Source organism: Sorangium sp. So ce726, assembly GCF_051521405.1.
In the GTDB taxonomy this organism is placed as follows: domain Bacteria; phylum Myxococcota_A; class Polyangia; order Polyangiales; family Polyangiaceae; genus Sorangium.
On record NZ_CP150349.1, the window covers coordinates 4,901,177 to 4,925,988 of the forward strand.

Sequence of the window (24,812 nt, forward strand, 5' to 3'; positions counted from 1 at the left end):
GCATGGCATCACCGCAGAGCATCGCTGGCTGGATCGACATCTCCCCTGCGGCGCTGCGCAAGCTGCGCGCCGAGCTGGAGCTACACGACAAGAGCGTGCTTGACGAGATGGGCGTCGGCGCGATCCATACGGGTTACGCCGATCTCTTCTTCCCGGGCACCTCCGTGCTGCACACCCGGGCGCGCTACCTGCTCTTCGTCCCGTGGATCTACCTCGGGCTCGCAGCCCACCCGCGGGCTCGGGCCGAGCGTGTGCGCGAGCTCAAGGAGAAGGCGGAGTTGTGGTTGACCGGATGTCTGCGCGCTCATGCCCAGGAGAACGACGACGGCATCATCGGGGGAAGGGTCTACCCCGAGCCTCCCGCCCAGCCGCCTGATTTCGCCTATTGGTCGGCGCTACGCGAGTATCGCCTCTACGAGGGGGTCCCGCGAGCACAGCTCCTCGCTCGCTGGGATCGGGCGCGGATCATGCCGCGGGAGGACGTGCGCACGCGCGAGGACCGCGTCGACCAGCAGCCGCTCGGCCTGTTCGACGTGCCTTCCTTGCCTGCATGGTGGATGCAGGAGGACGCCAACGTTTCCTTCCAGCTCGAGGCCGACGAGGCGGAGTTCCTCCGGGATCGCCTTGCCCAGCGCCGCCCTCCCTGCCTCCTCGGCGTGGCTGCAGCCCTGCTTGGCAAGCGAGCCCGGCCGACTGCCAGGACCCTCTGGGGAGACCCCTTCATGCGTCGAGCAGCTGATGTGTTTGATCGGGATCACAGCGGCCCCGACCTGCGTCCCGCGTCGGCTGCAGCGGCGCTCCAGCGGGCGGACGGCGCCTCGGCACTGGCCGAGCTTGTGCGGGCGATCTATGCGGCGCTCGTCGAGTTGCTGCGGGAGCAGGATCTCCGGGCCGCCGGCCGCCTGCCTCTGCCCGAGGACCATGCCCACTACCGGGAATACCTGCGGAGCTACTGGGAGGAGGACGACGGTGAGACGGTACGCCGCGCGCGTGATCTGCCCCTCCAGGGGCTCAAGGCCGATATCCAGCTGCCGGGGCGGCTGCCGGAGCTCCTGGCCCACGTGCAGGCGCGCGTGAGCTCCATCCGGCGCGCTTCGGAGGTCCAGGCGCGGCTCCTCGACAGCACCACCTTGGAGCTGTTCACCAGCCTGGAGTGGGCCCGTAAGCGCACGCGAGCGAGACTCCCCCGGCGTGACGGCCGTGGGCGTCGCGAGGGCTTCGGGAAGGGCACGGTGCGGGTGGCGGACATCAATTACCGCTGGCCCATGGTCTCCAGGATGCTCCGCGATATCCAGGAGGGCTTGCCCGATGTCTGATCAGGAGCAGCAGCGCGTCCGCTCCATGGGGGGCCTCGCGCTCCTCGACTGGCTCCGTCCACCCCCCGGCTTCGTCACCGATGCCGCGCTCGGCACCACCTACTCGCTCGACCTCGTCACCTGCGCCGCGGCGCTGGTCAGCCTCGACGGGACCGCGCGGGACAGCGCGGATTTCGGGCTCACCGCAGCCCTGCGCGCCATGCACCGCCTCGCGGGGCGGGTCTTCGTCGTGGCCCAGCAGGGATGCGTCCACGCGCCGGAGCGAACGAAGGAAGCCCTCTTGCCCATGCTGGACCGCTTCGTGCGCATGGTGCGTCGTCCGCTCGACGAGGGCGCCTTTCACCCGAAGGTCTGGCTGGTCCGACAGCTCCGCGCGCGACGCCCTGGCGCGGCGCAGCAGGAGGACGAGATCCGCTATGTGCTCGTCGTGGGCTCACGCAACCTCACCCGCGATCTATCGTGGGATCTTGGCGCCGCGCTGCAGGGATCTGTGCGGGGGCGGCGCGAAGCCAACCTGCACGGCGTCGGCGACTTCGTCCGGTTCGCGTGCCGCCTCGCGGATCTCTCGCACATCGCCGATCGTTTCGCGGACGTGGATCAGGTCGAATGGGAGTACCCGGACAAGGTGCGCGCCATGCGATTCGGATTCCATGGCGAGGAGGGCGTCAGTGCCTGGGACGGGACCATCCTGCCCGAGCTGTTGGAGCGCGCGCGGGGCGTGCTCTGGATCTCGCCGTTCCTGGACGCCAAGGGGGTGGAAGCAGCGGCGAAGCTCTCCGAGAACGCCGAGGACCGACGGCTCGTGGCCGGCACCGCGGATCTCAACTGCGTCGCGCAGACCTCGAGCTCGACGTACCTGGAGCGCTTGGAGCTGCGTTCGCTGCCGTCGGCATCCGAGGAGCCGTCGCGGCGCGCGGCGCCGGACGCGCTCGATGCGGACGGCACCTCGACGGAGGACCCCGAGTTGATCGAGGACGCGCGCGGGCTGCACGCCAAGGCGATTGCGGTTTGGAAGCCCCGTGCAGCCTCGGTCCTGATCGGCAGCGCCAATCTCACGCGCCGCGGCTGGCTCGGCGCCAACGTCGAGGCCTGGTTGCTGCTCGAGGGCCGCGCGGACCTCGCCGACGCGCTCTGGGCCTGGTCGGAGCAGGTCGCAGCCGAGTATCACCTGCCAGAGCGTGGTCACGGCTCGGAGCAGGACGATGACGCGCTCGATCGGTGGCACCACCGGATCGCTGCGCGCTCCTTCGTGCTGCGCGAGGGCGCCCCTGCGGACGGTGCCGAACTCTCCGCGGATACCCCGCCTCTTCCGGAGGACGCGCGCAACGTCGAACTCCGTGTGGGCCGCCTGGCGCGCCTGGCGGACCTCTGGGCCTGGACTCCGGGCGCGACGTCGATGACGCTCGCTGGCTGTGACCTCGCGCAGCGAAGCGCCCTGCTCCATTTTGTGCTCCGTACTGGCAGCGCCGACGATGTACAGGAGCGTGCATGGCTGCAGCATGTGCGGATCGAGCCAGCCCTGGATCCGGACGCTCGCGATCGTGCCCTTCTCCGGAGCGCCCTGCCGCCCGAGCAGTTCCTCGAATACCTGCGCGGGCTCCTCGATGACGACCTGCCTGACGACCTGGGCGATGACGAGCGTGGCGCATCGGCGCGATCGGCGCGCCAGGAGCATGCCGGCGGCGATCGGGCGGCGGGCGTAGGCGTCGAGGTCCTGCTGAGGGCGCTGGCCAGGGCACCCGATCCTCGGATCAAGGTCGCGGAGATCGGCCGCGCGCTCTCGGCGTACCTCTCCGCGGCCGACGCTGTGGAGCCCCGGCTCGCTGAGCTGCAGGCGCTTTGGCGCGCGATCGAGGAGGCCTACACGTGAAGCATGGCGCCGCGTGCAAGCGGTTCCAGAAGGCGACGGTCGCCGCGGCTTTTCAGGCGCTCAGGGATCCAGCGGGATCGCGACGCTTCCTCGTGGCCGATGAGGTTGGCCTCGGCAAGACGCTGGTCGCGCGCGGGGTCATCGAGGAGTTCATGCGCCGACCTGAGCGGCCTCCGCGCATTTTCTATGTCTGCTCCAGCCTGGGCATCGCACACCAGAACACCGCACGTTTGCTCGAGGTGCTGCACGAGCAGGAGCGGGAATCAGCCAAGGTTCAGGTGGATCGCCTCGGCCTCGTCCCGAGCCAGCCGCGCCCGGGGCCGGCCCCCTTCCACCTTTACTCGCTCACGCCGGACACCTCGATCAAGACCACGGGCCGCGGTCGCGCGGAAGAACGTGTGCTGATCGGCCGAGCGCTCCAGAAGATCTGCGGGCTGCGCGACTCCGAGTGGCTCCGTGCCGCTCTGCAGGGAGCGGTTGGCGGGCAGCGCTGGGAAAACCTGTGGTACGGCAATCCCTGGCCTGACGACGCCGAGGCGTACCTGGAGCCGTTCAAGCGACGTTTGCGCCGCGAGCTCGGGCTGAAGGAGCACGCATGGACCTCGACCCTGGCGGACGCGATCAGGGAGCGGCTCCGCGACGGGGACGAGGCGTCTCTCACCGGCACGCTGGGGCGGTTGCGGCGGGCCATGACCCTGGCGGTCATTGACGTCGTGGCGCCAGATCTGGTGATCTTCGACGAGTTCCAGCGCTTCTTTGAGGTGCTCGTCGAGGACGACGAGGAGGGCGAGGACGACGGCGAGGACGAGAACGAGCGAGACCACGAGGAGGAAGCGCACCACGTCCTGCGTGCCATGCTCGCGCCGGAGGCAGCTGGCGGCCACACGCCGGACCGGCGCCCGGCGGTCCTCCTGCTCTCGGCGACCCCCTACCGCCTGTTCGCGCGCTTCCGCGAGGGCGGGCAGCACCACGACGAGCTCTTTCAGCTCCTCCGCTTCCTCTTCGCTGACACTGCTGGCCAGCACCTCGCCGAGCTGAAACGCGATTTCGGCGTCTACCGAGATGCCTTGATCCGCGATGCCCCCGGCTCGGCGCGGGCCCTCGAGGCCAAGCAACGCATCGAGCAGCGGCTACGCCGCGTGATGGCGCGCACCGAGCGCGATCTTCTCGCACCGCCCTCGCAGGACCGACGCAGCAGGACGCGCAGCACGGCCGAGGCGCCGGTCACGGCGCAGGACCTCGTCGTCTTCAGGCACTTCCTGGAGAGCGTTCGCGATGACGATCGCCACGCCGTCGAGGCGTTCTGGTCGTCGATCCCGTACCCGCTCCAGATGATGGGAAACGACTACGTCGCCAGCAAGCACGCCGACCCGAGCCGCGCCGGCGGTCTCGCGAAGGCGGCCCGCCTCGTTCCTGCCCGCCTCGGCGATTACACCCACGAGGCCTGGGCCCATCCCAGGCTCCGCGGCCTGCTCCAGCGGCTGCCCGCGGACATGCTCAAGCTCCCCTGGCTGCCGCCGTCCCGACCGTGGTGGCCGCTCGCCGGGCCGTTCGCCGACTTCCCGAGCGCGACCAAGGCCCTGGTATTCTCGCGCTTCCGCGCCATCCCTCGCGCACTCGCGACCCTGCTCAGCTACGAGGCCGAGCGGCGCGCGTTCGGCGGGGCGGTGGGGCGGAAGCGCTTCGGTTACTTCCGGACCCGCTCGGTCAGGGCCGGCCGGCGCTCCCGCGGGAAGCGTCACCTGCGCCCGCTTCCCGCCGAGGCCTTCACGTTTGGCACTTCTTCCGGGCACAACCGCAGGCTGCTCCTGATGTTTCTGCCGCTCCCGGCGCTCGCCGCGATCGGCGATCCGCTGGCCATGGCCGGCATCGCGAGCGGCACGCTCGACCGCGCCGCCGCGCGAGCGCAGGTGCGCGCCCGGCTCGTCGAGCTACTCGGGGAGGACGGCTCGCGCACCCGGCGGGATCCGCTCGGGTGGGCGCTCGCGCTGGAGCGGCGTAACCCCGCAGGGTGGAGCGCGCTGCGAAAGGGAGCAGCCGCCTGGGTCGAGAGGGAGGGCAAGGAGCACGGGCGCGCATCCAGGTCTTTGCGGCAGGCGCTCGACGCGGCGGCGCCTGCCGGCTCGCCCGCCCCGGGCGATCTGGATGACCTTGCCGATCTGGCGCTCACGGGGCCGGGCGTGGCGCTGTCCCGCGCCGTGCGGCGGGTGTTTGGGGGCGCAAAGAACGAGGCGGAGCGCATCGAGGCGGTGGGTTCCATCAGCCTGGGGCCCCTGCGCACGTACCTCGACGGACCCGAGTGGCACCTCGTGCTGAGGCAGGGTGGTGCGGGGCGATCGCATGGCGACGCCGTGCGCGCGGCGGTCTGGGGCGGCAACCTCGAGGCGGTCCTGGACGAGTATCTGATCACGCTCCAGGGCGTCGATGCGGCCGAGGTGCACCACGAGGGCGAGGCCGACGCGCTGAAGAAACTCGGCGAGGTGCTGGGCGTCCACCACGGCGCGCGGCTGCAGGTACACACGCTGCTGCGCGGCAGGGCGATGCGGCTCCGCTGCCATGCCGTGCTGCCGTTCGGTCTCGGCGCTGGAGCGATCGAGGAGCAGCAGGCCGTGCGCGGCGACCGGGTGCGCGACGCCTTCAACTCGCCGTTCCGACCGATGGCTCTCGTCACCACGTCCATCGGCCAGGAGGGCCTCGACTTCCACCGCTACTGTCGGCACGTGGTTCACTGGGACTTGCCCAGCAACCCGGTGGACCTGGAGCAGCGCGAGGGGCGGGTGGATCGTCACGGGGGTCTGGCCGTACGACGGGCGCTGGCCGGACGCATCGTGGATCTGCCGCACGACCGCAGTCCGTGGCGCAGCCTGGCGGCGCGGCTTCGCGCCGAGGAGTCGGCCGGCGGGCTGGTGCCGTGGTGGCAGGTTGAAGGCGCGGAGATCTTGCGCTCGGCGGTCATGCCGACTTTCTCGGAGCAGGCGGGGAGGCTTGCTGCGCTGGAGGCCGATCTGGCGCTGTATCGCTATGCGCTGGGCCAGCCAGATCAAGAGGCGCTGGTCCGAGCCCTCGCGCGCCGGTTGGATAGGGTAGGGGAGGAGGACCGAGCGAAGCTCCGCCTCTGGCTGCGGAAGGTCGCTATTGATCTTTGCCCGTTGCCGCCGGAGCAGCGCGACGCGGGGTGACGAGGCACGCCCGCGCGAGATAAAAAGTACTTTCTTCTGGCCAGCTTAAGCTACGCCTGGTGTTGGGGGGAGCGACGATGTGATGTCGGAGCGAGAAGCCTTCGTGGCGCTGGCCCACAACATCCAGGGCGGCCGCGGATCGCGGCGCCGTGGCCGACAGCACTCCGTCCGGCCAACCGGGCAGGGGTCGGGTGCAAGAGCGCTCCGGTCGGGGCCATGACGTCCCACTCGGAGCACAACTGTTCGGGATGCACTGCAGTCTGACGGGTAGCCTCGCAGCGCCGCAGCGCGCCACGCTCAACGCCGAGCCGTGTATGGCGCGGTGCGCGTCCGCAGCACTGCCGACAGGGAGACTAGGCGATACTGGAGAGGCGGGCTCCGGGCGAGGCTCACCGGAGCGCACGTCCGTTCAGGTGGCGGTACTTTCAGTTGGGACACCTGACCGCGTCGGATTGGGGTATGCTCGCCGCGCCCGTGAACCGGTTCCCCGAATCAGCCCCCCCCATGCCATCGTCCACGACCTCCGCACGGAGACACCGGATCGCGCTTCCAAGTACGCACGAGAACACGCGAGAGACCTGAGCGACGGGATGGGACGCGCATCAACAAGCCGGGCCGTTCGCCACGACGAGGCGCCCACGACAAGCAACAGGACTACCCCTCACGGTAAGCAGAGCGCGGACTCGTCTGATTGGCGAGTCTTCGCGCCGGAACTGGACGCCGGTGGCGCAATGTACGCACGCCTACGCGCCGCCATTGCCAAGGATGGCGACGACGCTGTGCGCGCACTGAGCCACCTTGCGCGGGCGATGCCGGGCGAGGGCATCCTAGTCCAGCGGACTAGGGTCGCTGCTCTGGTCCTGCGTGATCTGGCGGCCATGGGCTGGCAACTCCGAGCAGATGCCACGTGGGTGTACGTACGCCCGGGGATGGCGGAGCAGGCTCACCCCAAGGAGGCCATCCGAAAGCAGCTTGAGTTCGGGCGCGCCGACCAACTCCGCGAGCATGCAACCAGGCGATTCATCGTCGCGCTCGAGCGCCCGACGCGATTCTCAAGCTCACGGCCCGTCACCCACCTCATCGCGGACGGGCGGCGCCTAGCACGGCAACTCGAGCCTATCGCCGCGCTGACAAGGGCTGAGCGCGTCGCCCACCTCGCGGGCATCTGCCGCCCCTATCTCCAACTGGTAGATGCCGATGGGCGAGACGAGCACTCCGGCATCCGCCTGATGGACATCTGGCGGTATTTCCGGCACACATGGGCGACCCGCTACCGCTCCTCGCCTGGCCGCAACCTCTTCTACCTCGTGCGCGATGCGGGCCAGCCTAACCACCCGGTCATGGCGATTACCGCGCTCGGTAACGCCGTGATGCAACTCACCTGTCGCGACGACGCGCTGGGATGGACGCGAAGTGGCCTGGAGGCGTTGATCCGGCGGGGAGAAGCGACGGACCAAGAAGTACTTGAGGCGCTCCGCGCTCGGCTGCTGGAAGATCTCAGTGACATCTATATCGAGGATCTCCCGGTCCCGCGCCCGCTCGGCGATAGGATCTCCGATGAAGTCCTCGATCGCCTCTTGCGTATTGAAGAACAAGCCGCGGGCGCCCGAGTGCACCGCCTGAAAGAGGCGGACGATGACGACGCTGCTGTGCAGCGCGTGACCGACATCACGACCGCCGATTTGGTAGCGCTGGCTCGAACAGACCTGTTCCGCGCGAAGCGAGCGCGCGCGGCACGCGAACTCCTCCGCGCGCTACGCGCGCTACGTGCCGCATCTTCGCTCGCCGCGGTCACCGCTTCCGACGAAGGTAGCTGGGCACTTAGCGCCGCGATCAGGCAGCTCAAAAAGCGCTTCTCCGCGACGGCGATGATGGAGATTACCGTGTGCGGCGCCATTGCGCCGTACAACCATCTCCTCGGTGGAAAGCTCGCCTGCCTGATGATGACGAGCCCTCAGGTACGTCGCGGCTACGCTGATCGATACGACGACGGGTACAGCATTATCGCGAGCCAGATGGCTGGGCGGCTCATCGTCAAGGAGCCATGCCTTGTCTTCCTGGGGACGACGAGCCTGTATACCGAGAGATCCTCGCAGTACAACCGGGTCAGGCTGCCCGTCGGCGCCGTTGCAGGGCAGACCGACGACGTGCCGTACCAGTATCTCGGCGAGTCGAGGGGCTACGGCTCACCCAATCTCAGCCAGGAGACTGAGGAGGCACTTGAGCAACTCCGGCACGCGGTCACGAATTACCGCAACGTCAACTTCGTGTTCGGTGAGGGTCAGAGCCCCAAACTGCGACAGTTGCGTGAGGGCTTCGCCGCGCTCGGTCTGGAGCGCACGGACGTACTTAACCATGGGTCGCAGCGGATCGTCTACGGCATCCCCCTCGCCCGGAATACGACCCGCTACCTGCTCGGGATTGACCGCGAAGCCGAATTCTCTGTGCCGGAGACAGCGACCGCGACCGACGAGGTCGCGGCCTTCTGGCTTGGAAGGTGGCTGGCAAGCCGCCTTGACCATCCGCCCGCGCTCGCGGCCGTCGGCGCATCCACGCCCCTGACCGAGCGCGTGTCCCGCCTGATCCCCGAGGAATCACCCGAAGTTCAGATGCCGCTGTTCGCGCCGCGAAAGGAACCGGAGGAGCGTCGAATGTCGACCATCGTCGAGGACGAAAAGATCACGTTCATCCGTCAACTCTACCGCGACGAAAGCGCGTACTCCGACCACGTAAAGCTCTCGCGTCTACGCGAACTAAACGTCAAGACGGGCCTTGACAACGTGGTGCGCCGCATCGTGCAGGCCGGCGGATCCGTCGTCATCACCGGCAACGCTGGTGACGGCAAGACCCATACGATCCGCTTGCTTGAGGCAGATCTCCAGAAGGCTGGCGCGAAGGTCATCGCTGACGCCAGCGAGCACCCGCACGAGCATGTGGTGAGCGAGTGGGCGGAGGCGCGTGCAAAGGACCAGCCGTTCTGTATAGCCATCAACGAGGGACTGTTGGTCACCTTGATCCGTACCTACCGAGCGCAGCACCCCTGGCTCGACGCAGTCCGTGATCAACTGCTATCGCTATATCGCTACGTGCCCGTCGAGGCTGAAGATGAGGATGAGGGACGGTACAAGCCTGAAAAGGGGGCGACCGTGGTCATCGACCTCAGCCTGCGACGGACGCTCGCGCCGGAACTGATACACGCCATTATCCTAAAGCTTACGGACGACGCGTGGTATGGCGGGTGCGCGAGTTGCCCCGCTGCGGGGACATGCCCCGTCAAATACAACCGGACGATGCTTAGGAACCCGAGCGTGCGCGAGCGCCTGGTCCAGTTGTTAAACCGCGTCGGCGAGCGGGGGGTCAGGGCGACGTTCCGCGAAGTGCTGTCGTTCGGCTCCTTCCTCATTTTCGGAGGACGAACGTGCGCAGAACTCGCGCAGGACGGCGCCTCTGAGCAGGCGCGCTACTATTGGAACGCCTTTGAGGGGCAGGGCACCATTTTTGAGCAACTCGAGCTAGGCCTCGACCCCGTTCGACAAACAGACGCCCGCACCGACGAACGCCTGTGGCGAGGGAAGGTCGAGCTTGGAGAGTTTTCCGGAAGCGCGTTGCTGCCCCCGAGCATCAGGAACCTCGATGAGGTCCAAGAAGTTGAGGGGCAGCGTGCAGCTGATGCCTTCGCGGCGCTCAAGCGGCGGTGGTACTTCGAGCACCAAGATGGTCGCCTCGGCCACGCGACGCAGGCCGACCGGCTCTTCTATGAACTTCAGGACCCGAAATCGGCCACCCAGGCCAGGATCGGACGGCTGATCTCGCTTATCAACGCGTGGTGGAATGAACCCGATCGGGCTCAACCCGATCGGCTCCGACTGTGGACACGGCTATCCTACTCACCTCGGGCGCACGGCAAAGCGATGGTTTCGGGTCGAGATGTCTCCAGCCTGCGCCTGAGTCTGTTCCGACCGAAACTGGCGCCCGCGCTCCACGCAGCTTTCGGGCGGCAGCCCGCCGATCACATCCTCCTCGCGCCCCCCGATAACGTCCGGTTCGCCAGCCTGCTCGTCGACCGCCGGCTCCTCGCGTCCCTGATCTCATCGGGCGTGACCGAGCAGGCAGAGGAAATGGAGCGACGGCTCGTCGCCTTTAACGACGCACTCGCGAGGCACGCGGAGGTGAACTCGCACGTTCGCACCATTGAACTGCTCGATCCGGAGTCGGGCTTGAACGTCAAGGTCCGCGTAGACCTCAGCCAGAAGCGCTACGACAGCGCTCAGTAGAGGCGATCCTATGGAGGCAGAACTTCGCCAGGTGCTTGGCGGTGAACTTCAGCGTCGTCATGGCTATGGCGTGATGGAGGGTAAGATAAAGCCCGTTCACATCGCCAACGCCCTACTACGGGAAGAGCACCAATGCGTTGGGAAGATGTCCGACCTCAAGCACCTTATGGCCGCTACGGCGTCGAGAGAGACGGCGGACGACCGCCTCGAGGCCGCTAAGAGGATGCTGGAGCGCAACCGGGAGCGGTGGGGCCGCCTGGGCGAGGACACGAACCTGCGGCGGTCGGCCTTGATGACGCGGGTCCTACCGCTGCTCCGCACGATCCTCGCGACAGACGGGGCCGCCTTCGGCAAATCACCCGAGTTTTCCTCTTTCTCGTCGCCGACCGCGCTCACGATCACCCGGGACCCGTCCGACGAGCAGGCGGGGACGTTCGTCCACCGACTTTGGTCTCGTGCCCCCCGGCTGAGGGTGCTCGACCTTCTCCGGACTCTGACGAGCGTCGATGATTTGCTAACCAACACCGACGACCTGACTGCGGTTTTGATTCCTCTAACCGATGGCACCACACCGTTGCGCCAAGACCGCGGAGCGCCTGAGCCTGCAATGGTGCCTCTCACGGACGTTGAGAAGCGCCTGCGGGACGCCGCCCGCGACCTTGCAGCATATGAAGAGAAGGTCCTCCCAAATCCGATGGCGACCCTCCAAAGGATCGTATTACTCGCTTCGATTTCAGTCTTCTTTCACGCAGCGACTCGAGCGCACGAGATCGCTCGTCTGCCACGTCGCGTCCTCCTCTTGGACGCATCGAACGCGAAGAGTTCGACCATCGCCGACGTCAGCGAGGCCACGGTGACCACTCTCTTCGCTGACGCCCGCGCCTATATGGCGCACACGCTCCGTGAAATGCTTGCGGCAACCGAAGGGAGTCGTCGCGGCAGGAAGCGGTGGACGGCCGATCCGGAGCGCGCAGTCGGCGAGATGCTGAAGAGCCGGACCGGGGGCAAGGTGCCGACGAACCTTAAGGAAGTCGTAGATGCACTGGAAGAAATCGAGGGTAACGACGCAGACGTTGGGGAAGAGTTGCCGGTACGTCTCGTTAGCCTCTTGGATGGCGGTAACGGGCGAAGCCTCGAGGGCTTCATCCGGCTGCTCGGGCTTCGCTGTGGCCTCCTCTATCCACAGCAAAAGAACCCGCACAAGCGCGTCGTGCCCATGGACCGGACTCTCGAGGTGTTGGTCGCTTCGACCTTCGACCTCTCCGGCCCCCCCCTCGAATTTCGGGACTTCCTTGAGGAGTTGTACCGCCGATGGGGAATTGTGGTCGGCGGTCGTCTCGAAGACGCGCGCCTGCTCACTGACGCCGGCGCCCACGCCTCTAGCGCCGACCTCACCGACAACGCCGGGCGGTTCCTTACCCGCCTGCAGAGCCTCGGCCTTGCTCGCAAGATGGCGGATAGCGTAGCGGTAGTCGGGCTGATGGAGAACACCGATGGCACGTAGGGAAATCGCGTCGAATCCTGCCTCCGTCCGAATCGCGAAACTCGCGCTGGCTGAACTCGAGGAGGCGGCCATGCGCGAAGAGTTTGGAATCGTGATGGAAGACGTCACGCCAATCGATCTATCGACGTTGATCCATGGTTTGACGCAGCCGAAGGTCACGAGAGCGAAGCGGCGACTTCGTGTCGCGCTCGTTGACGAGCACGCCGTCGTGAAGAGCGCGACCGGCCGTTTCTCGTCGCTGGTCGGGATGCTGAGTTCGCACGAAGAGGAAGCTGTACAGTGGCGGAATAAAAAGCAGCGAACCATAGCGCTCATCACAACCCGAGCGCTTGAAAAAGCCCGTACATTCGCGGAGTTCCGTCGCATCAACGAGCGGGATCTCGCCCGGCGTTTGTGCGCGGAGCAGCGCGACGGGGCCGAGGTGACGTGGCTTCGCACGCTCTGGGATGCGCTCGAGCGAGGGCGCGCCCTCCGTATCTCTCTCGTGGATACGGTCCAATTCGCGCTCGCTCTCGAATCGCTGTCTCCGGCCGAGCGATCTGCGCAGGCCCCCCGGCACCTGCATGTCCTCGGCCTGTTCCCTGATTCTATGCTGGCCGACGAGCGTTCGGAGCAACGGATTCTTCGGCGGCTCGCGCAAAATCGGGAGTTGGTCAGCGATATCAAGCGCGCGACATCCGAAGACTGGTCGCGTGTCCGTGCGTACTGCAAGTCGCTCAGCGGAAGTGCGAAGACGTCAGCAGGCAAATTAGTCCCGCGCGTCCGAAAAATCACACAAGGTGAGCCGCTCGAAGGTCTCGACTTCGAGGGCGTCCTGTCACTCTGGCGAGGCAAGATCGCCAGCAAGGGCGCTGGCGGCACAAAGAGCGGCGATACGCGGGTGGCGGCTGAGCGCGTCGTGGGTCGCAAACTCCTCGCCAACGACACCAGCCACATCCGTGACATCGCGGAGGAACTGACGCAGATCGTACAGGTCGCACTCGACGACGACAGCCGAGCGGGCGTACAGGATGTGAGAACGGCGAGCGCCGACGGCCAGATCTCCTTTGTGGAGGTCAGGCGGGATCTGCTGGAACTCGTTCGCTCTCGCTCGACGACGGCGGAGTGGGGAGGAATGATCGAGGTCGCTTCCGATAAACCGGGTGCGATGACTGAGGTCACCGCCTTCAAGTCATGGGCGCCGTTCATGGTTGCGCGGATTCAAGAGATCCTTTTGACGTTCGCGCAGGAGGGCATCGCGCCCCGGAACTTGGTCGAGCTATTCGCGCGCTTGACGGCGCTGCATACGTCGCTCGTCCCTCATGCTCCACAACTTGCGCTTTCGCCTGTCATCGTGCTCGCAGGCGAACCCGGTGCCCTTGAGGCTGCCGAGGAATATCTGTCGACGTACGAACAACTGCTGCGCCAGGTGCAACTCGCGTATCACGAGATGCACGCAGCGGCGGACTTTGAGGCGGAACAGGTCATCGGCCTGCTCCTTTGCCTCGAACTTTATGTCTTCCGGAACGGCGATGGCGTCGAAGCCGTGATGTCACCCTTGCACCCACTCTACTTGTGGCGAAGCGTTGCTCTCGTCCGCGAGGTCAGGGGGCTCGGTACTATGCTGTCGAAGCATGAACTGAGTACCATCGAGGAGGCGTGCGCCGAGGACCTGCAGATCTTGCAGGTCCTTGTCCTCCCGTCGAGCGCGACAGGCAGCGACCAATCGCAGATGCTCGGTCAAGCAGGTTCGTTGGGGCGACTCCCCGTTTTCCGGGAGTCACCGCGCGGCATGCTCGAAGCTGACGGCGTACGGGCGGTCGCAGAATTCGCGCAGCGGCTAGCGAAACTGCGCCCGTTCGTTCGCCCTGGGCTCCAGATCCTGATGGTCAACCTCCCGAAGCCTGGCAGATTTATCCAGGAGTTAATCGACCGGCTCGATCTCGAGAACACGAGCTCCGAGGAGACGTTCTGGGGGATCCATATCAGGGTCCGTTACACTCAGGATGACACACGAGGCTGGGCGAACGACGTAAATGATCTTGATGACACACTTCGGGAGCGGCTAACAACCGCCGAGGAACGGGGGTTGTTGACACTGTCCGTGGTCGGTGAGGTGATGAAATGGGAAAAGGTGCTCGAAGAACTTCGTGAGTACCCCAGCCACCTTACCGTCGTGGTTGACCCATTCGAGGTTCGCTCGATGCCGGTCGCGCGGGCACAGATACACGCTCTCAGCCCGTGGATGCCGACCTGCGAATACCGATTCAATCGCATCCGAAAGGAGGTTCAGGTTATTCCTGTCGCCGAGGAGCACGTCTTCGGCAGTTATCTCGCCGCTGCTGCGCTCGTCCACACGGCGCTTCAGCGCAAGACTCCCGCACACTTGCCGCAGGTGCGCGAAGTCAAAGATGCGCTAGATGCTGTAGCGGAGCACTCTACGTGGACGATCGTCGCCGACCCGCACCGCGTGCCGCTCGCGCGCCTCGGCGCCGCCGAGGTAATCGATCGCCGAGTCGAACGAGGCAGGCAACTCACGTGCTTCGCGCACGATCTCGCGCCATTCCAGCGACGGCTCGATGACCAACTCCGACGGACTCACTTCCTCGCTGAGCCGGAAACCCTTCAACGCTTGGTCCGCGACCTCGTGGCGATGGAGCCGAACGGCATCCTCGGCCTCGCTGCGACGAACCAGGACAAGCAGGTAAAGGGATCGCTCGGGAAGCTCATCGCCGTACGCTGGTATCGAACCCAGCAGCCGAGCGGCCTCGCGGTCAGCCTTGACACTCCGACCGCGGCGCGATGGCTCGTGGCCGGAAATTACTCACGAGAGAAGGCGGACCTACTTGGGCTCCGTGAAGAGGACGGCTTGCTCGTCATTGACGTCATCGAGGTCAAGGCCCACGACGAGGCGACACCGTACACGGTGAAAGACGGGACGATCGAGGGGCGAGCCGTGGGGCAGGTCCTGGCTACCCTTCAGGCGCTCGCGGAGGTGTTCACGCCTGGATCCCGGTCGCCTCTCGCGAGGCCGAGGCGTGAGGTGCTCCGCGAGCACCTCTACACCGCGCTCGTGCGTGATCAGGAAGCAGAGTACGTAGAGCGCTGGCACGTCCTCTTACAGGACGTCTTCGAGGGTAAGGTCCCCGTACGGCTGGCCGGCCGCATCGTGCACGTCCAACTTGCCTCCGTCGCGCACCGCGAGGCGCAGGTGTACCTCTCGGTCACCGGAGTCCCTGTGCGCGTCGACACGTTGACGGCGGAGGACGTCGGACTCGTGCTCCGCTCGTCCCGAGGCGCGCGACAGGAACCCGAGGCGGCCCCGCCGGGCGTTCAGGTCGCCGACCGGATCGAACCTGCCGAAGCGCTGGCGAAACTGCAACCGGGCGTGGCGCCGGTCGCCGAGGCACCTGCAACGGCGGGTACGGGGAACGCACGGGCGGCTAGCGACCAACCTGGCGAGGCGCCGCCTAACAGCCGGGGTGGTGTCGCGCCACCTGGCCCTAACCTGGCGCCGCACGGCCCCACAGCGCCTGCTGGAGGCATCACGATTGACGTGACGCTCGGCACTGAGCACGCGTCATCGACCGCGGTCCACTGGGTTCCGGGCCGGCAGAGCAACGGCTTCTTCCTGATCCTTGGCGCCTCGGGCTCCGGCAAGACAGAGACGCTCAAGGTCCTGGGCGAGAGCGTGGTGAACGCGGGCGTTCCTGTGCTTGTGTTCGACTTCCACGGTGACGTTATCCTCCCCGGCATGCGGTCAGTGCTGCTCTCGAGCGGCGCGGCCTCGAAGTTCGGGCTGAACCCGATGGAACTCGACGTCCACTCGGCGCAGGAGAGCGGGCTTTACGACCAGCGCGCGGCGCTGCGCGGGATGATCCAGAGGGCGGTACCGGCGCTTGGGCACCGTCAGTCCAGCATACTGCGCGAGGCGTTCGACGCGGCATACGCGCGTGCCGGCATCCTCGACGATGACGACTCCACGTGGCGTCGGGCTGCGCCGTCGTTCGGCGACATCGAGAGTATCCTGGACGGCTGGGCGCAGGACGACGCACGCAAGGGGCAGCGCACCGCCATCGAGGGATGCCTGGCCGCGGTGCAGGAACTTTTCGGACACCCGATTTTCGGGCGTCCCTCTCACATCTCGGTGGAGCAGATACTCTCCGAGTCGCTCCGCCTCGATCTAAGCAAACTGCCAGATCAGGTCCGCTTCATCGCAACCGAGACCCTCCTCCGGAAGATCTTTAGGATGCTGCGCTTAAAGGGGCCTATCCCGGTGCAGCCCGCCGATGACCGAGAGCGCTTCAGGTTGTTCGTCTTGATCGATGAGGCGAAGATCCTCAGCCTCGGAGGTGGCGAGCGAGACCGAACTGACAACATCCTGAACGAACTCATTACCGAGGCTCGGAAATTTGGGCTCGGCATGATCCTGGCGTCGCAGATGAGCGATCACTTCAGCGAGGAGGTTCGAGCGAACGCTGCCACGTGGCTCGTCCTCAAACCGATGGACATCCGCGAGGCGCGGAAGAATGCACCGAACGTCTCCGTGGACCCGGATGACCTCATCCATCTCGCGGGTCGCGGCGACGGCTACTACCGAGACCGCCCGTCTGCTCGGGCGCGGAGGATTCAGGTGCGCCCGAAGGGCGCGAAGCCCAGGGAGGATCATTGACCCTACCGCGCCGCGCGGAGGCAGTGTCAGTGGGCGACATGCGAACCGGCGGGCCAGCCCCAACGCGCTCTCAGGTGGCGAAGGCCAAGGAGGTGACCGCGTGGTACCTCGAGCGGTACCACGGCTCCCCCGACGACGTCGGTGTCGTCACCATGTTCACGGATCCGGGCCGCGTGGGTCACTTCGCGGTGCCCCTCGCTTCCCTCGAGGCAGAGGACCCGGACGCGCTGTTCCGTGTACTCGTCGCCACGACGATGTTTCAGCGCAGGCAGGACGTGCAGATCATGCGCGTCCTTCGAGGAATCGGCCCGGGGGACGTCGACCAACTCACGAGTGCCGCTACGCTCCTCGCCTCGGCCGAGAGTTGTGGCTGCGAAGCGTCGCTGTCTCTCGAGGGGATCCTCACGCGGTGCGATCTGCGCAAGGACGACTTCCGGCAGGGGACGTGCGACCTGGCGCCATCCGTTGCTTGCCTGCCCAAGCGGCACGCGGTGCTACTCAAGAGGTACGGCCACTTTGGGAAGGTCCCAACGGCGCTGGCGCTCAACCTGAAGGCTCACGGTGCCACAGACCTGGCGGCGCTGCGTCGCGGCTGCATCAAAGCCACTGGATCGCCAGAGGCGGCGGCTGAATGCCTCGAAAATGCGCTCTGCAAATCCTGGCGCGTGAGCGACAAGATCTCGGCTATGTACCTGTCAATGCTCGCAAATCCAGACCTCTGGCCTGGCCGCGCGCCTTGGGCAGACGGCCTGGATTGGACTAGATGGGTCGTGATCGACAGTAATGTTGATCTCTTCCTTGATTGGCTCGGTTACGACGGCTTCGGGACATACGCTGCACGGCGGGGGTTCATCTGTTCCGTTGCAAGCAAAATAGACCTCACGTCCATGAAGGGTGGCTTGCAAAAGTTCAACCCTCGAATCGTCCAGCAGGCCGGCTTTCTTTTCATGAGCGCTGCGAATCGCCGCAGCACCGGCCGAGATTGTTCGAAGGAAGACGGCGCTTGTGGGCGCTGCCCGAGGGTGATCTCGCGTGCATGCCCGCTGAAACGGTAGTGATTGCGGCTGACTCAGATCGCTACGCATCGGGAACTTGGCTGTAATGGACGGGCGCTGGTTTAGCATGGTGCACCTGGTCGTCGCCACGAAACATCAGTGGCGGACAGAAGAGGGCGGGGGCGACCGCCATGAGGCAGTTCTACGCGTGTGATCCTGCCGATGGCGGTATTCCAGACTGCGACGCCGTGGTACCCGCCCGCGCGGTCGGTCTACTCGCACACTACCCCGCCGCAAGGTCGGCGCACACGCTACATCGCGTCGCTCGGGCCGCGCCGCCGTCAAGCCCGCCGTCGCCGACACCGGCCACCCGCGGCGCACCGTACCGAACTCGCTCGCGAGCACCACCCCCGCCGCCGCTTCGCTCAGTCGATCCCGATCACCACCTTGCCGAAGTGCTTCCCCGCAGCGAGCTTCGCGAGCGCCTCGTTCGCCCGCTCGATCGGAAAGACCTCGTCAACCACCGGCCGGATCCGATGCAACTCGAGCGCCGCCGCGAACTCCACGGTCGCCTGCCGCGATCCCACCACGCTGCCCTCCACGCGAATCGCCCGGAACAGGATCGGCATCGGATCGATCTGGCTCCCCACCCCGCTCAGCAGCCCGATCAGGCTCACCACGCCCCCCGTCTTCACCGCCTGCAGCGACCTCGGCAGCGTCCCCGCTCCGCCGACCTCGATCACCCGATCCACCCCCTCGCCGCCCGTCAGTCGCAGCACCTCCTCGTGCCACTCCGGCTGCTTCCGGTAGTCGATCGCCTCGGTCACCCCGAGCGCGCGCAGCCGCTCGATCTTCGCCGCGCTGGACGACGTGGCGATCACGCGCAGCCCCGCCGCCCGCGCCAGCTGCGCGGCGAACAGCGACACCCCGCCGGTCCCCTGGACAAGCACTGTCGCCCCCGGCGCCGGCCGCGGCCCCGACTCGAAGAGCGCCGTCCACGCCGTCACCCCAGCGCACGTCAGCGTCGCCGCCTCGTTGAACCCGAGGTGCGCCGGCGCGCGGACGAGCGCGTCCTCCCCGAACACCACCAGCTCCGCGAGCACCCCGTCGTTCCCACCCGCACCGAGATTCGCCGCCGCGTACTCCTTCCGGAACGGCCCCGAAGCCCACGTCGGGAAGAACGTCGAGATCACGCGATCGCCCTCCTTCCAGCGCCGCACACCCGCTCCGATCGCGACCACCTCGCCCGCCGCGTCGCTGAGCGGGACAAGCTCCTCCTTGCGCTCCCCGCCGTACCGGCCGCGCACGACCATGAGGTCACGGTAGTTGATCGACGCGGCGCGGACGCGCACGAGCACCTGCCCCGGACCGGGCCTGGGTGCGGGGCGCTCGGCGAGCGTCCACGCGTCCGACTCCGAAGCGTTCTTCCGAATGATGACAGTCTTCATGGCGTGTCCTCCAATCTTCCCTGGACACCCCATCCGTAGATCCGTTCCTCCGGGCGCAGTAGTCCGCGCGAGGGAACGTCACCTGTGCTATTTCAGCACAGATCATGATCTCGCTTGCCGCGATCGAGCTGCTCGTCGCCACCGTCGAGACCGGGAGCTTCTCGCGCGCCGCGCGCCGGCTCGGCGTCACGCCGTCCGCGGTGAGCCGGCGCGTGATGCGCCTCGAGCAGGAGCTCGGCGTCGCGCTGCTGGCGCGCACGACGCGGTCGCTCCGCCTGACGGACGACGGGCAGGCCTTCTACGCGCGCTGCGTCCGCATCGTCGAGGAGCTCGGGGAGGCGACCGAGGCGATCGCGCGCGCGAGCAAGAAGCCGGTGGGGCTCCTGCGCGTCGACGCGCCGGTTGCGCTCGCACGGGACGTGATCGCGCCGAGCCTGCCGCGCTTCGCGGCGCGCTACCCCGACGTGCGGGTCAACCTGACGCTGCGCGATCAGCACGTCGACCCCGTGGCCGAGGGGCTCGACCTGCTCGTGCGCATCGGCCCGCTCGGCGACTCGAGCCTCGTCGCGCGCCGACTCGGCGCGAGCCGCATCGTCCACTGCGCGGCGCCGTCGTACATCGCGCGGCGCGGCGCGCCCGCGACGCCGGCCGATCTCGCGGGCCACGACTGCGTCGGGTACCTCCGCGACGGGCGGCCCACAGGGTTCCGTTTCCTGACCGGAGACGGCGACGCCGTGCTCGAGGTGCCCATCTCCGGGCCGTTCCACGCGAACGACGTGGAGGTCCTGAGGCTCCTCGCGATCGCCGGGAGCGGGATCATCGCGATGTTCGACTTCCTCGCGAAGGACGCGCTGGCCGAGGGGACGCTCGTGACCGTGCTCGACGAGTTCCCGACGACGACCTGGCCGATTCACGCGCTGTACCCGAAGAACCGGCACCTGTTGCCGAAGGTGCGCGTGTTCGTCGATTTTCTCGCGGAGATCTTCGCTCCACCCTTGCCTCAACGCCGTGGAGACCGCCGGCGGAGCGGCCGGCGATGAGCGCGCGCATCATCCTGGTCCGTCACGGCCGCTCGGGGCACGTCCACACGGGCTGGATCGACGCCGCCGGGTTCCAGCGCTGGCGCGACGCCTACGACGCCGCAGGCCTGGCGCCGGGGGAGATCCCGCCGCCGGCGCTCCGGCGCCTGGCGACGCAGGCGGGCGCGGTGGTCGCGAGCGACCTACCGCGCGCCCGCGCCTCGGCCGAGCTGCTCGTCCCCGGCGCCGAGATCGCCACGTCGGCGCTGCTGCGCGAGGTGGAGCAGCCGGCGCCGCCGCTTGGCAACAAGCGGGCGCCGCTCGCCGTCTGGGCGCTCGCGATCGGGCTCAGGAAGGCCTACGGGGCGCTCCGCGGCGAGGCGCCGCCCGCCGCGGTGCAGCGCCGCGCGGGCGAGGCGGCCGAGTGGTTGGTCGAGCTCTCGGCCCAGCGCGGCAGCGTGCTCGCGGTCACCCACGCCTGGCTCCGCGAGGTGCTGGCGCAGGCGCTCGCCGATCGCGGATGGCGGCGCCTCCACGCATCCGCGCGTTACGCCCACTGGAGCGCGTGGACGCTGACCGATAAGCATCCATCCGGATCGTAGCTTCCCGCCAGCTGTGCGGGCCAACCCAAGGACTGGACCTCTAGATCGTGCCCTCCGGCGCACGCTGGCGGAGCGCGTCCTCCAGCGCGCGCTCGAACACCGCACGGGACGGATGGACGGTCAGCTTCCGGATCGCGGTATTCGCGATCTGAACCCCAAAGATGACCACCCTGGATTGGAGCAGAAAGTGACCTCCCTCGACCGCATGGAGGACGGAAATCGTCGCCGCGGTCAGCCGCGTGCGCGTCACGTGCTCGTAATCGGTCATCGCCTCCCAGTCATTGAAGACCAGCACTCGGCCCTCCTCGGCGACCCGCCGCAACATCACCTCCTCGATCGCCGCGGCGCCCGCCTCCACAAGCACCCCGGTGACACACGTGACCATCAGCGCCGGCGCGGGACACCAGATCTTTACCGTGCCCTCGCTACACCAGTGGGTCTGAAGCGGGCGGGCAGGGAGCGAGACCATACAGCTGGCGCCTAGACTGGGCCGCGCGCGACCGTTCGTCGAGGACCTCGTCGCACGATCTGCATCCAAATAAAAATCAGCGCAACGGGCCAGGATCTCTGCACTGTTGTGTTGTGAGGGGCCCGACCATCACACGAAGTGAAACATTCAATTCGGGCGGCTGAAAACAACCTGTGCACTTCTTCTGTTACAGCGACGGATCTTTATGCTGCCCGGGGCCGAGCCCCGCCTCGCCTGCGAGCGGCGCGCGCTCCGGGCAGCCTGCCCCGTCAGGGCTTCGCCGCGCCCGCCATGAACGCGGCGAACGCCTCGGCGTACTCTGGATGCCAGCGCGACAGCGCAGGTCGGTTCCGGATCAGGTCGTCCGCCGCCCACTGCACGCGGCGCTCGTCCATCTCCCGCGTCACCGCGTTGTCGGGACAGAGCAGATAGAAGTCACCGCGGGCCATGCCGCCGATCATCAGATCTACCACCTGATCGGCGGTCCACGCCTCTGCGGGCTTCTCCGGGCCTCTCGCGGTCATCCCGGTGAACGTGTAGCCCGGGATCAGCAGATGGGCGGTGATCTTGCAGCCCGCCACGTTGCGCAGCTCGTGGGCGAGCTGCTCTGTCAGCACCTTCACGCCGGCCTTCGAGACGTTGTAGGCAGCGTCGCCGGGAGGCGTGGTGATGCCCTGCTTCGAGCCCGTGTTCACGATGGCGCAGGGGGTGCCCTGCGCGATCATCGCCTCGGTGAACGCCTGCACGCCGTGGATCACGCCCCACAGATTGACCTCGATGAGCCGCCGCCAGCGCTCGATGTCCTTCCACGGCTTGCCGCCGCCGCCGACTCCGGCGTTGTTCATCAGGATCGCCACCTCGCCGAACGCGTCGTAGGCGGTCTGCTTCAGCCGCTGCACGTCCTCGAGCCTGGCGACGTCGGTCGGTACCGCGCGCACGTCGGCCTGGCCGCCGGGCGCGGCGGCGGCGACGCGCGCGGCGGCCTCGTGCAGCGCCGGTCCGTCCAGGTCGGCGAGACAGACCTTCAGGCCCATGCGCGCGAAGCGCTCGGCGGCCGCGAGGCCGATGCCGCTGGCGGCGCCGGTCACGACGGCGGCACGGCCAGGTGTCAATGCGGGATGGTCATTCACAGCGGATCTCCGTCATGCGTTGATGGCGCGCCGCCTCTGGCGCGGCGATCGGGGCGAGCATAGTGGGCGCCGGCGGGTCGAGCCACGACCATCCGGCGTGAAGTGGCTACCTCCAGGAATGGCTTGCATGTCACCGCGGCCGCTCCTACCATGCGCGCTGGCTTACAGCCGCGCAGGTGCACGATGAGCGATTCCGAGGACAGCGAGACCATCTTCAAGGTGGTCGTCAATCACGAAGAACAGTACTCGATCTGGCCGGCATACCGTGATCTGCCGGTCGGCTGGCGTGCCGAGGGCACCGAGGGGACGCGCGCAGCGTGCCTCCAGCACATCGAGAAGGTCTGGACCGACATGCGGCCGCTCAGCCTGCGCCAGGCCATGGACGGGCAATAACCGCCGTCCCACGCTCGCCCGCCGGCCGCCCTCTCGGCCCTTGACGGGGCGAGTCGCGCCACCTGGAGCTCGCGCCGAGCGGCCGTTCCCCGCGTGCGTGCTCCAGGGCGCGCGCCGCGAGACCGCTTCAGCCTCCCACCCATCCGATCATCAGTCGAACCACAGCGACGATCACCAGCAGACTCGCCGCGAAGCAGCCGAGTCCCGGGCGCTTGCCGCTATCGCCTGCCACGGCCACGGCCACCTGCAGGCTCACCGCGCCCGGAGGATCCAGGCACTTTTTTTTTAGCGCCGGCACCCGCTTCCACCGCGAGGGCGCGGCTTCACCTTCGAGCAGCGCCACCGGGGGCGTGCGCTTCACGATCGCCATCGCGCGCGCCGCCCGGCTCTCCCGATCACCCCGCCTCGACGCGCGGATCGCCGCCTCGGGCAGCCCGAACACCTCGCCGGAGCCGTACGTCCCCGCGAGGCCCGCGAGCACGCGAAGGTGCCAGTCGGCGGGGATCGCCCCGGGCAGCGCCTCGATCGCCTCCTCCGGGATCGGCGGGAACCACACCGCGAAATGCTGGATCTGCCTTCCGGTCCAGTCCTTCCGCGCCGGATCGAGGAACCGCGTCGCCACATAGGGAAACACGAGAGATCCTCTCGGCCCGGGCCCGTCGATCTCGAGCAGGCCATAGCGGAGCTCTCCAGCGCTCGCGTCGGCGTCGCCGATCATGGCCTCGAGCGTCGTGAGCCAGGCGGGGAGCGCCGGGATCTCGGGCACGCAGATGAACTCGTAATCCCAGTGCTCGCCGCGCGTCCTCCAGAGGAGGCGCGAGGTCTCGACGGCGGACGCTGGCGCGGGCGCGAGCATGGCTGTCCTACTGGTTCTGGTGGTAGGCCCGCGCCCCCTCGTCGTTGCGCAGGGCCGCGATCATCGCGGTCAGGACCGCCGTGAACGCGTCGCCCCTCCGGATCGCGCCCTCGCGGGTCTTCTGGAGCCTGTCGAGCCGCGTGGTCGCGAAGTCCTTGATCGAGACGAACCGCAGGATCTTGCTCACGATCTGGTATCGCTTCGGGAGAAAGTCGTCGAGCGAGTCGACGAACGTCACCAGATCGCGCAGCCCCTGGAAGAACGTCTCTCCGGCCGACCTCTCCTTCCTCGTGGCCTGCGCCTCGCGGACCGCGCCCTCGACGGTGCTCACCAGGATGGCGGGCGCGAGCGTGCGCACGCCGAGCGAGGTGCCCGGGTCGACCTGCGCGTCGGCGTCGGCCGGCGCGGCGACCGACGAGAGCAGCATGAAGCGGTGCCCGAACGCGCGCTCGGCGCGGAGCACGGCGCAGAGCTTCGCGAGCTGATCGTCGGCGTCGCGGCAGACCTCGCGCTCGAAGTCGCTCGCGCTGTACTCCGGCGGGAACAGGTCGGCCTTGCTGAGGGCGAGGATCCACTCGCGCGGGAAGCTCACCTCGTCGCCCGTGGCGGCGCTGGTCCGGCGCAGCCGGTCGCACTCGTCGGCGAAGTGCTCGAAGAGCCACCGGATGTAGCCGGTGCCCTCGCTCCGGTACTTCGCGCCGTCCGCAAGGAGGATCCCGACGTGGCTCATGCCGAGCTTGAGCAGGCCCTGGCGCATCGCCTCCCGCTCGTCCGCGTCGATCGGCTCGTCCTCCCACCAGCGCCCGGGGTAGTCGTACCAGTGGATGCGGACCGCCGCCTCCGGCAGGTCCCTCGGGAAGAAGTCGAACTCGTAGGCGTCGAAGCGCGTGCTGCCGTCCGGAAACCTGCCCTCTTCGAGGCGGTAGAAGCGCCCGAGGAGCTGGTTGCCCTGCGCCTTGTTGACCGCCTGGATCTTGTACGCGTGCTCCAGCTGAAACGAGGGCTGCGTCTGCGCCCGGTAGAAGGCCGCCAGGAGGACCGTCTTGCCTGCGCCGGAGGCGCCGAACAGGGCGACGTGCAGATCGAGCGGCGGCATGACGGAATTG

Annotated in this window: 15 protein-coding genes; 10 read left to right on the forward strand and 5 right to left on the reverse strand. The window is 67.5% G+C overall.

Annotation, left to right across the window (positions count from 1 at the left end):
• Positions 1-2 precede the first annotated feature (2 nt).
• The 7 genes from WME79_RS18285 to WME79_RS18315 all read left to right on the forward strand — a co-directional run bounded on the left by WME79_RS18285 (position 3) and on the right by WME79_RS18315 (position 17,849).
• Entirely contained in the window at positions 3-1,316 is a 1,314-nt protein-coding gene (locus WME79_RS18285; RefSeq protein ID WP_437537379.1) for a DUF6361 family protein, read from the forward strand.
• On the forward strand, positions 1,309-3,186 hold the full coding sequence (locus WME79_RS18290; RefSeq protein ID WP_437537382.1) for a hypothetical protein: 1,878 nt from the start codon (positions 1,309-1,311) through the stop codon (positions 3,184-3,186). The genes WME79_RS18285 and WME79_RS18290 overlap by 8 nt, the downstream gene beginning before the upstream one ends.
• Positions 3,183-6,365: a helicase-related protein gene (locus WME79_RS18295; protein ID WP_437537385.1), complete on the forward strand. Its 3,183-nt coding sequence runs from the start codon at positions 3,183-3,185 to the stop codon at positions 6,363-6,365. Before WME79_RS18290 ends, WME79_RS18295 begins: the two co-directional genes overlap by 4 nt.
• Positions 6,366-7,294: 929 nt before the next feature.
• Positions 7,295-10,639: a Druantia anti-phage system protein DruA gene (locus WME79_RS18300; RefSeq protein ID WP_437537387.1), complete on the forward strand. Its 3,345-nt coding sequence runs from the start codon at positions 7,295-7,297 to the stop codon at positions 10,637-10,639.
• A 10-nt stretch (positions 10,640-10,649) separates the two neighbouring features.
• Complete coding sequence (locus tag WME79_RS18305) at positions 10,650-12,143, forward strand: hypothetical protein (protein WP_437537389.1); 1,494 nt, start codon at positions 10,650-10,652, stop codon at positions 12,141-12,143.
• Positions 12,133-16,794, forward strand: coding sequence for a helicase HerA-like domain-containing protein (locus tag WME79_RS18310; RefSeq protein WP_437537392.1), 4,662 nt, complete (start codon positions 12,133-12,135; stop codon positions 16,792-16,794). The genes WME79_RS18305 and WME79_RS18310 overlap by 11 nt, the downstream gene beginning before the upstream one ends.
• A gap of 74 nt (positions 16,795-16,868) precedes the next feature.
• A complete protein-coding gene (locus tag WME79_RS18315; protein WP_437537395.1) occupies positions 16,869-17,849 on the forward strand; it encodes a hypothetical protein in 981 nt (326 codons plus the stop codon).
• Positions 17,850-18,214: 365 nt separating this feature from the next.
• Here the strand turns inward: WME79_RS18315 and WME79_RS18320 are convergent, their stop codons facing one another.
• A complete protein-coding gene (locus WME79_RS18320) occupies positions 18,215-19,237 on the reverse strand; it encodes a zinc-dependent alcohol dehydrogenase family protein (RefSeq protein ID WP_437537398.1) in 1,023 nt (340 codons plus the stop codon).
• Positions 19,238-19,341: 104 nt separating this feature from the next.
• On the opposite strand from WME79_RS18320, the gene WME79_RS18325 reads away from it, so the two are divergent.
• The gene (locus WME79_RS18325; RefSeq protein WP_437537401.1) at positions 19,342-20,277 is read left to right on the forward strand and encodes a LysR family transcriptional regulator; all 936 of its coding nucleotides are present in this window, start codon (positions 19,342-19,344) and stop codon (positions 20,275-20,277) included.
• Positions 20,274-20,858 carry a histidine phosphatase family protein gene (locus tag WME79_RS18330; protein ID WP_437537404.1) on the forward strand — a complete coding sequence of 195 codons (585 nt, stop codon included), beginning with the start codon at positions 20,274-20,276 and terminating at the stop codon, positions 20,856-20,858. Before WME79_RS18325 ends, WME79_RS18330 begins: the two co-directional genes overlap by 4 nt.
• A 40-nt stretch (positions 20,859-20,898) precedes the next feature.
• On the opposite strand, the gene WME79_RS18335 is transcribed toward WME79_RS18330, so the two are convergent.
• Positions 20,899-21,327 carry a hypothetical protein gene (locus WME79_RS18335; protein WP_437537407.1) on the reverse strand — a complete coding sequence of 143 codons (429 nt, stop codon included), beginning with the start codon at positions 21,325-21,327 and terminating at the stop codon, positions 20,899-20,901.
• Positions 21,328-21,596: 269 nt separating this feature from the next.
• Positions 21,597-22,457: an SDR family NAD(P)-dependent oxidoreductase gene (locus WME79_RS18340; RefSeq protein WP_437537410.1), complete on the reverse strand. Its 861-nt coding sequence runs from the start codon at positions 22,455-22,457 to the stop codon at positions 21,597-21,599.
• A gap of 183 nt (positions 22,458-22,640) precedes the next feature.
• Between WME79_RS18340 and WME79_RS18345 the strand changes: the two genes are divergently transcribed.
• Positions 22,641-22,850 carry an MbtH family protein gene (locus tag WME79_RS18345; RefSeq protein ID WP_437537413.1) on the forward strand — a complete coding sequence of 70 codons (210 nt, stop codon included), beginning with the start codon at positions 22,641-22,643 and terminating at the stop codon, positions 22,848-22,850.
• Positions 22,851-22,977: 127 nt separating this feature from the next.
• Here the strand turns inward: WME79_RS18345 and WME79_RS18350 are convergent, their stop codons facing one another.
• Positions 22,978-23,706 (reverse strand): hypothetical protein, encoded by a 729-nt coding sequence (locus WME79_RS18350; protein ID WP_437537415.1) that lies wholly within the window; start codon positions 23,704-23,706, stop codon positions 22,978-22,980.
• 7 nt (positions 23,707-23,713) lie between these two features.
• Positions 23,714-24,802, reverse strand: a complete 1,089-nt coding sequence (locus WME79_RS18355) for a TRAFAC clade GTPase domain-containing protein (protein ID WP_437537418.1) — start codon at positions 24,800-24,802, stop codon at positions 23,714-23,716.
• Positions 24,803-24,812 lie beyond the last annotated feature (10 nt).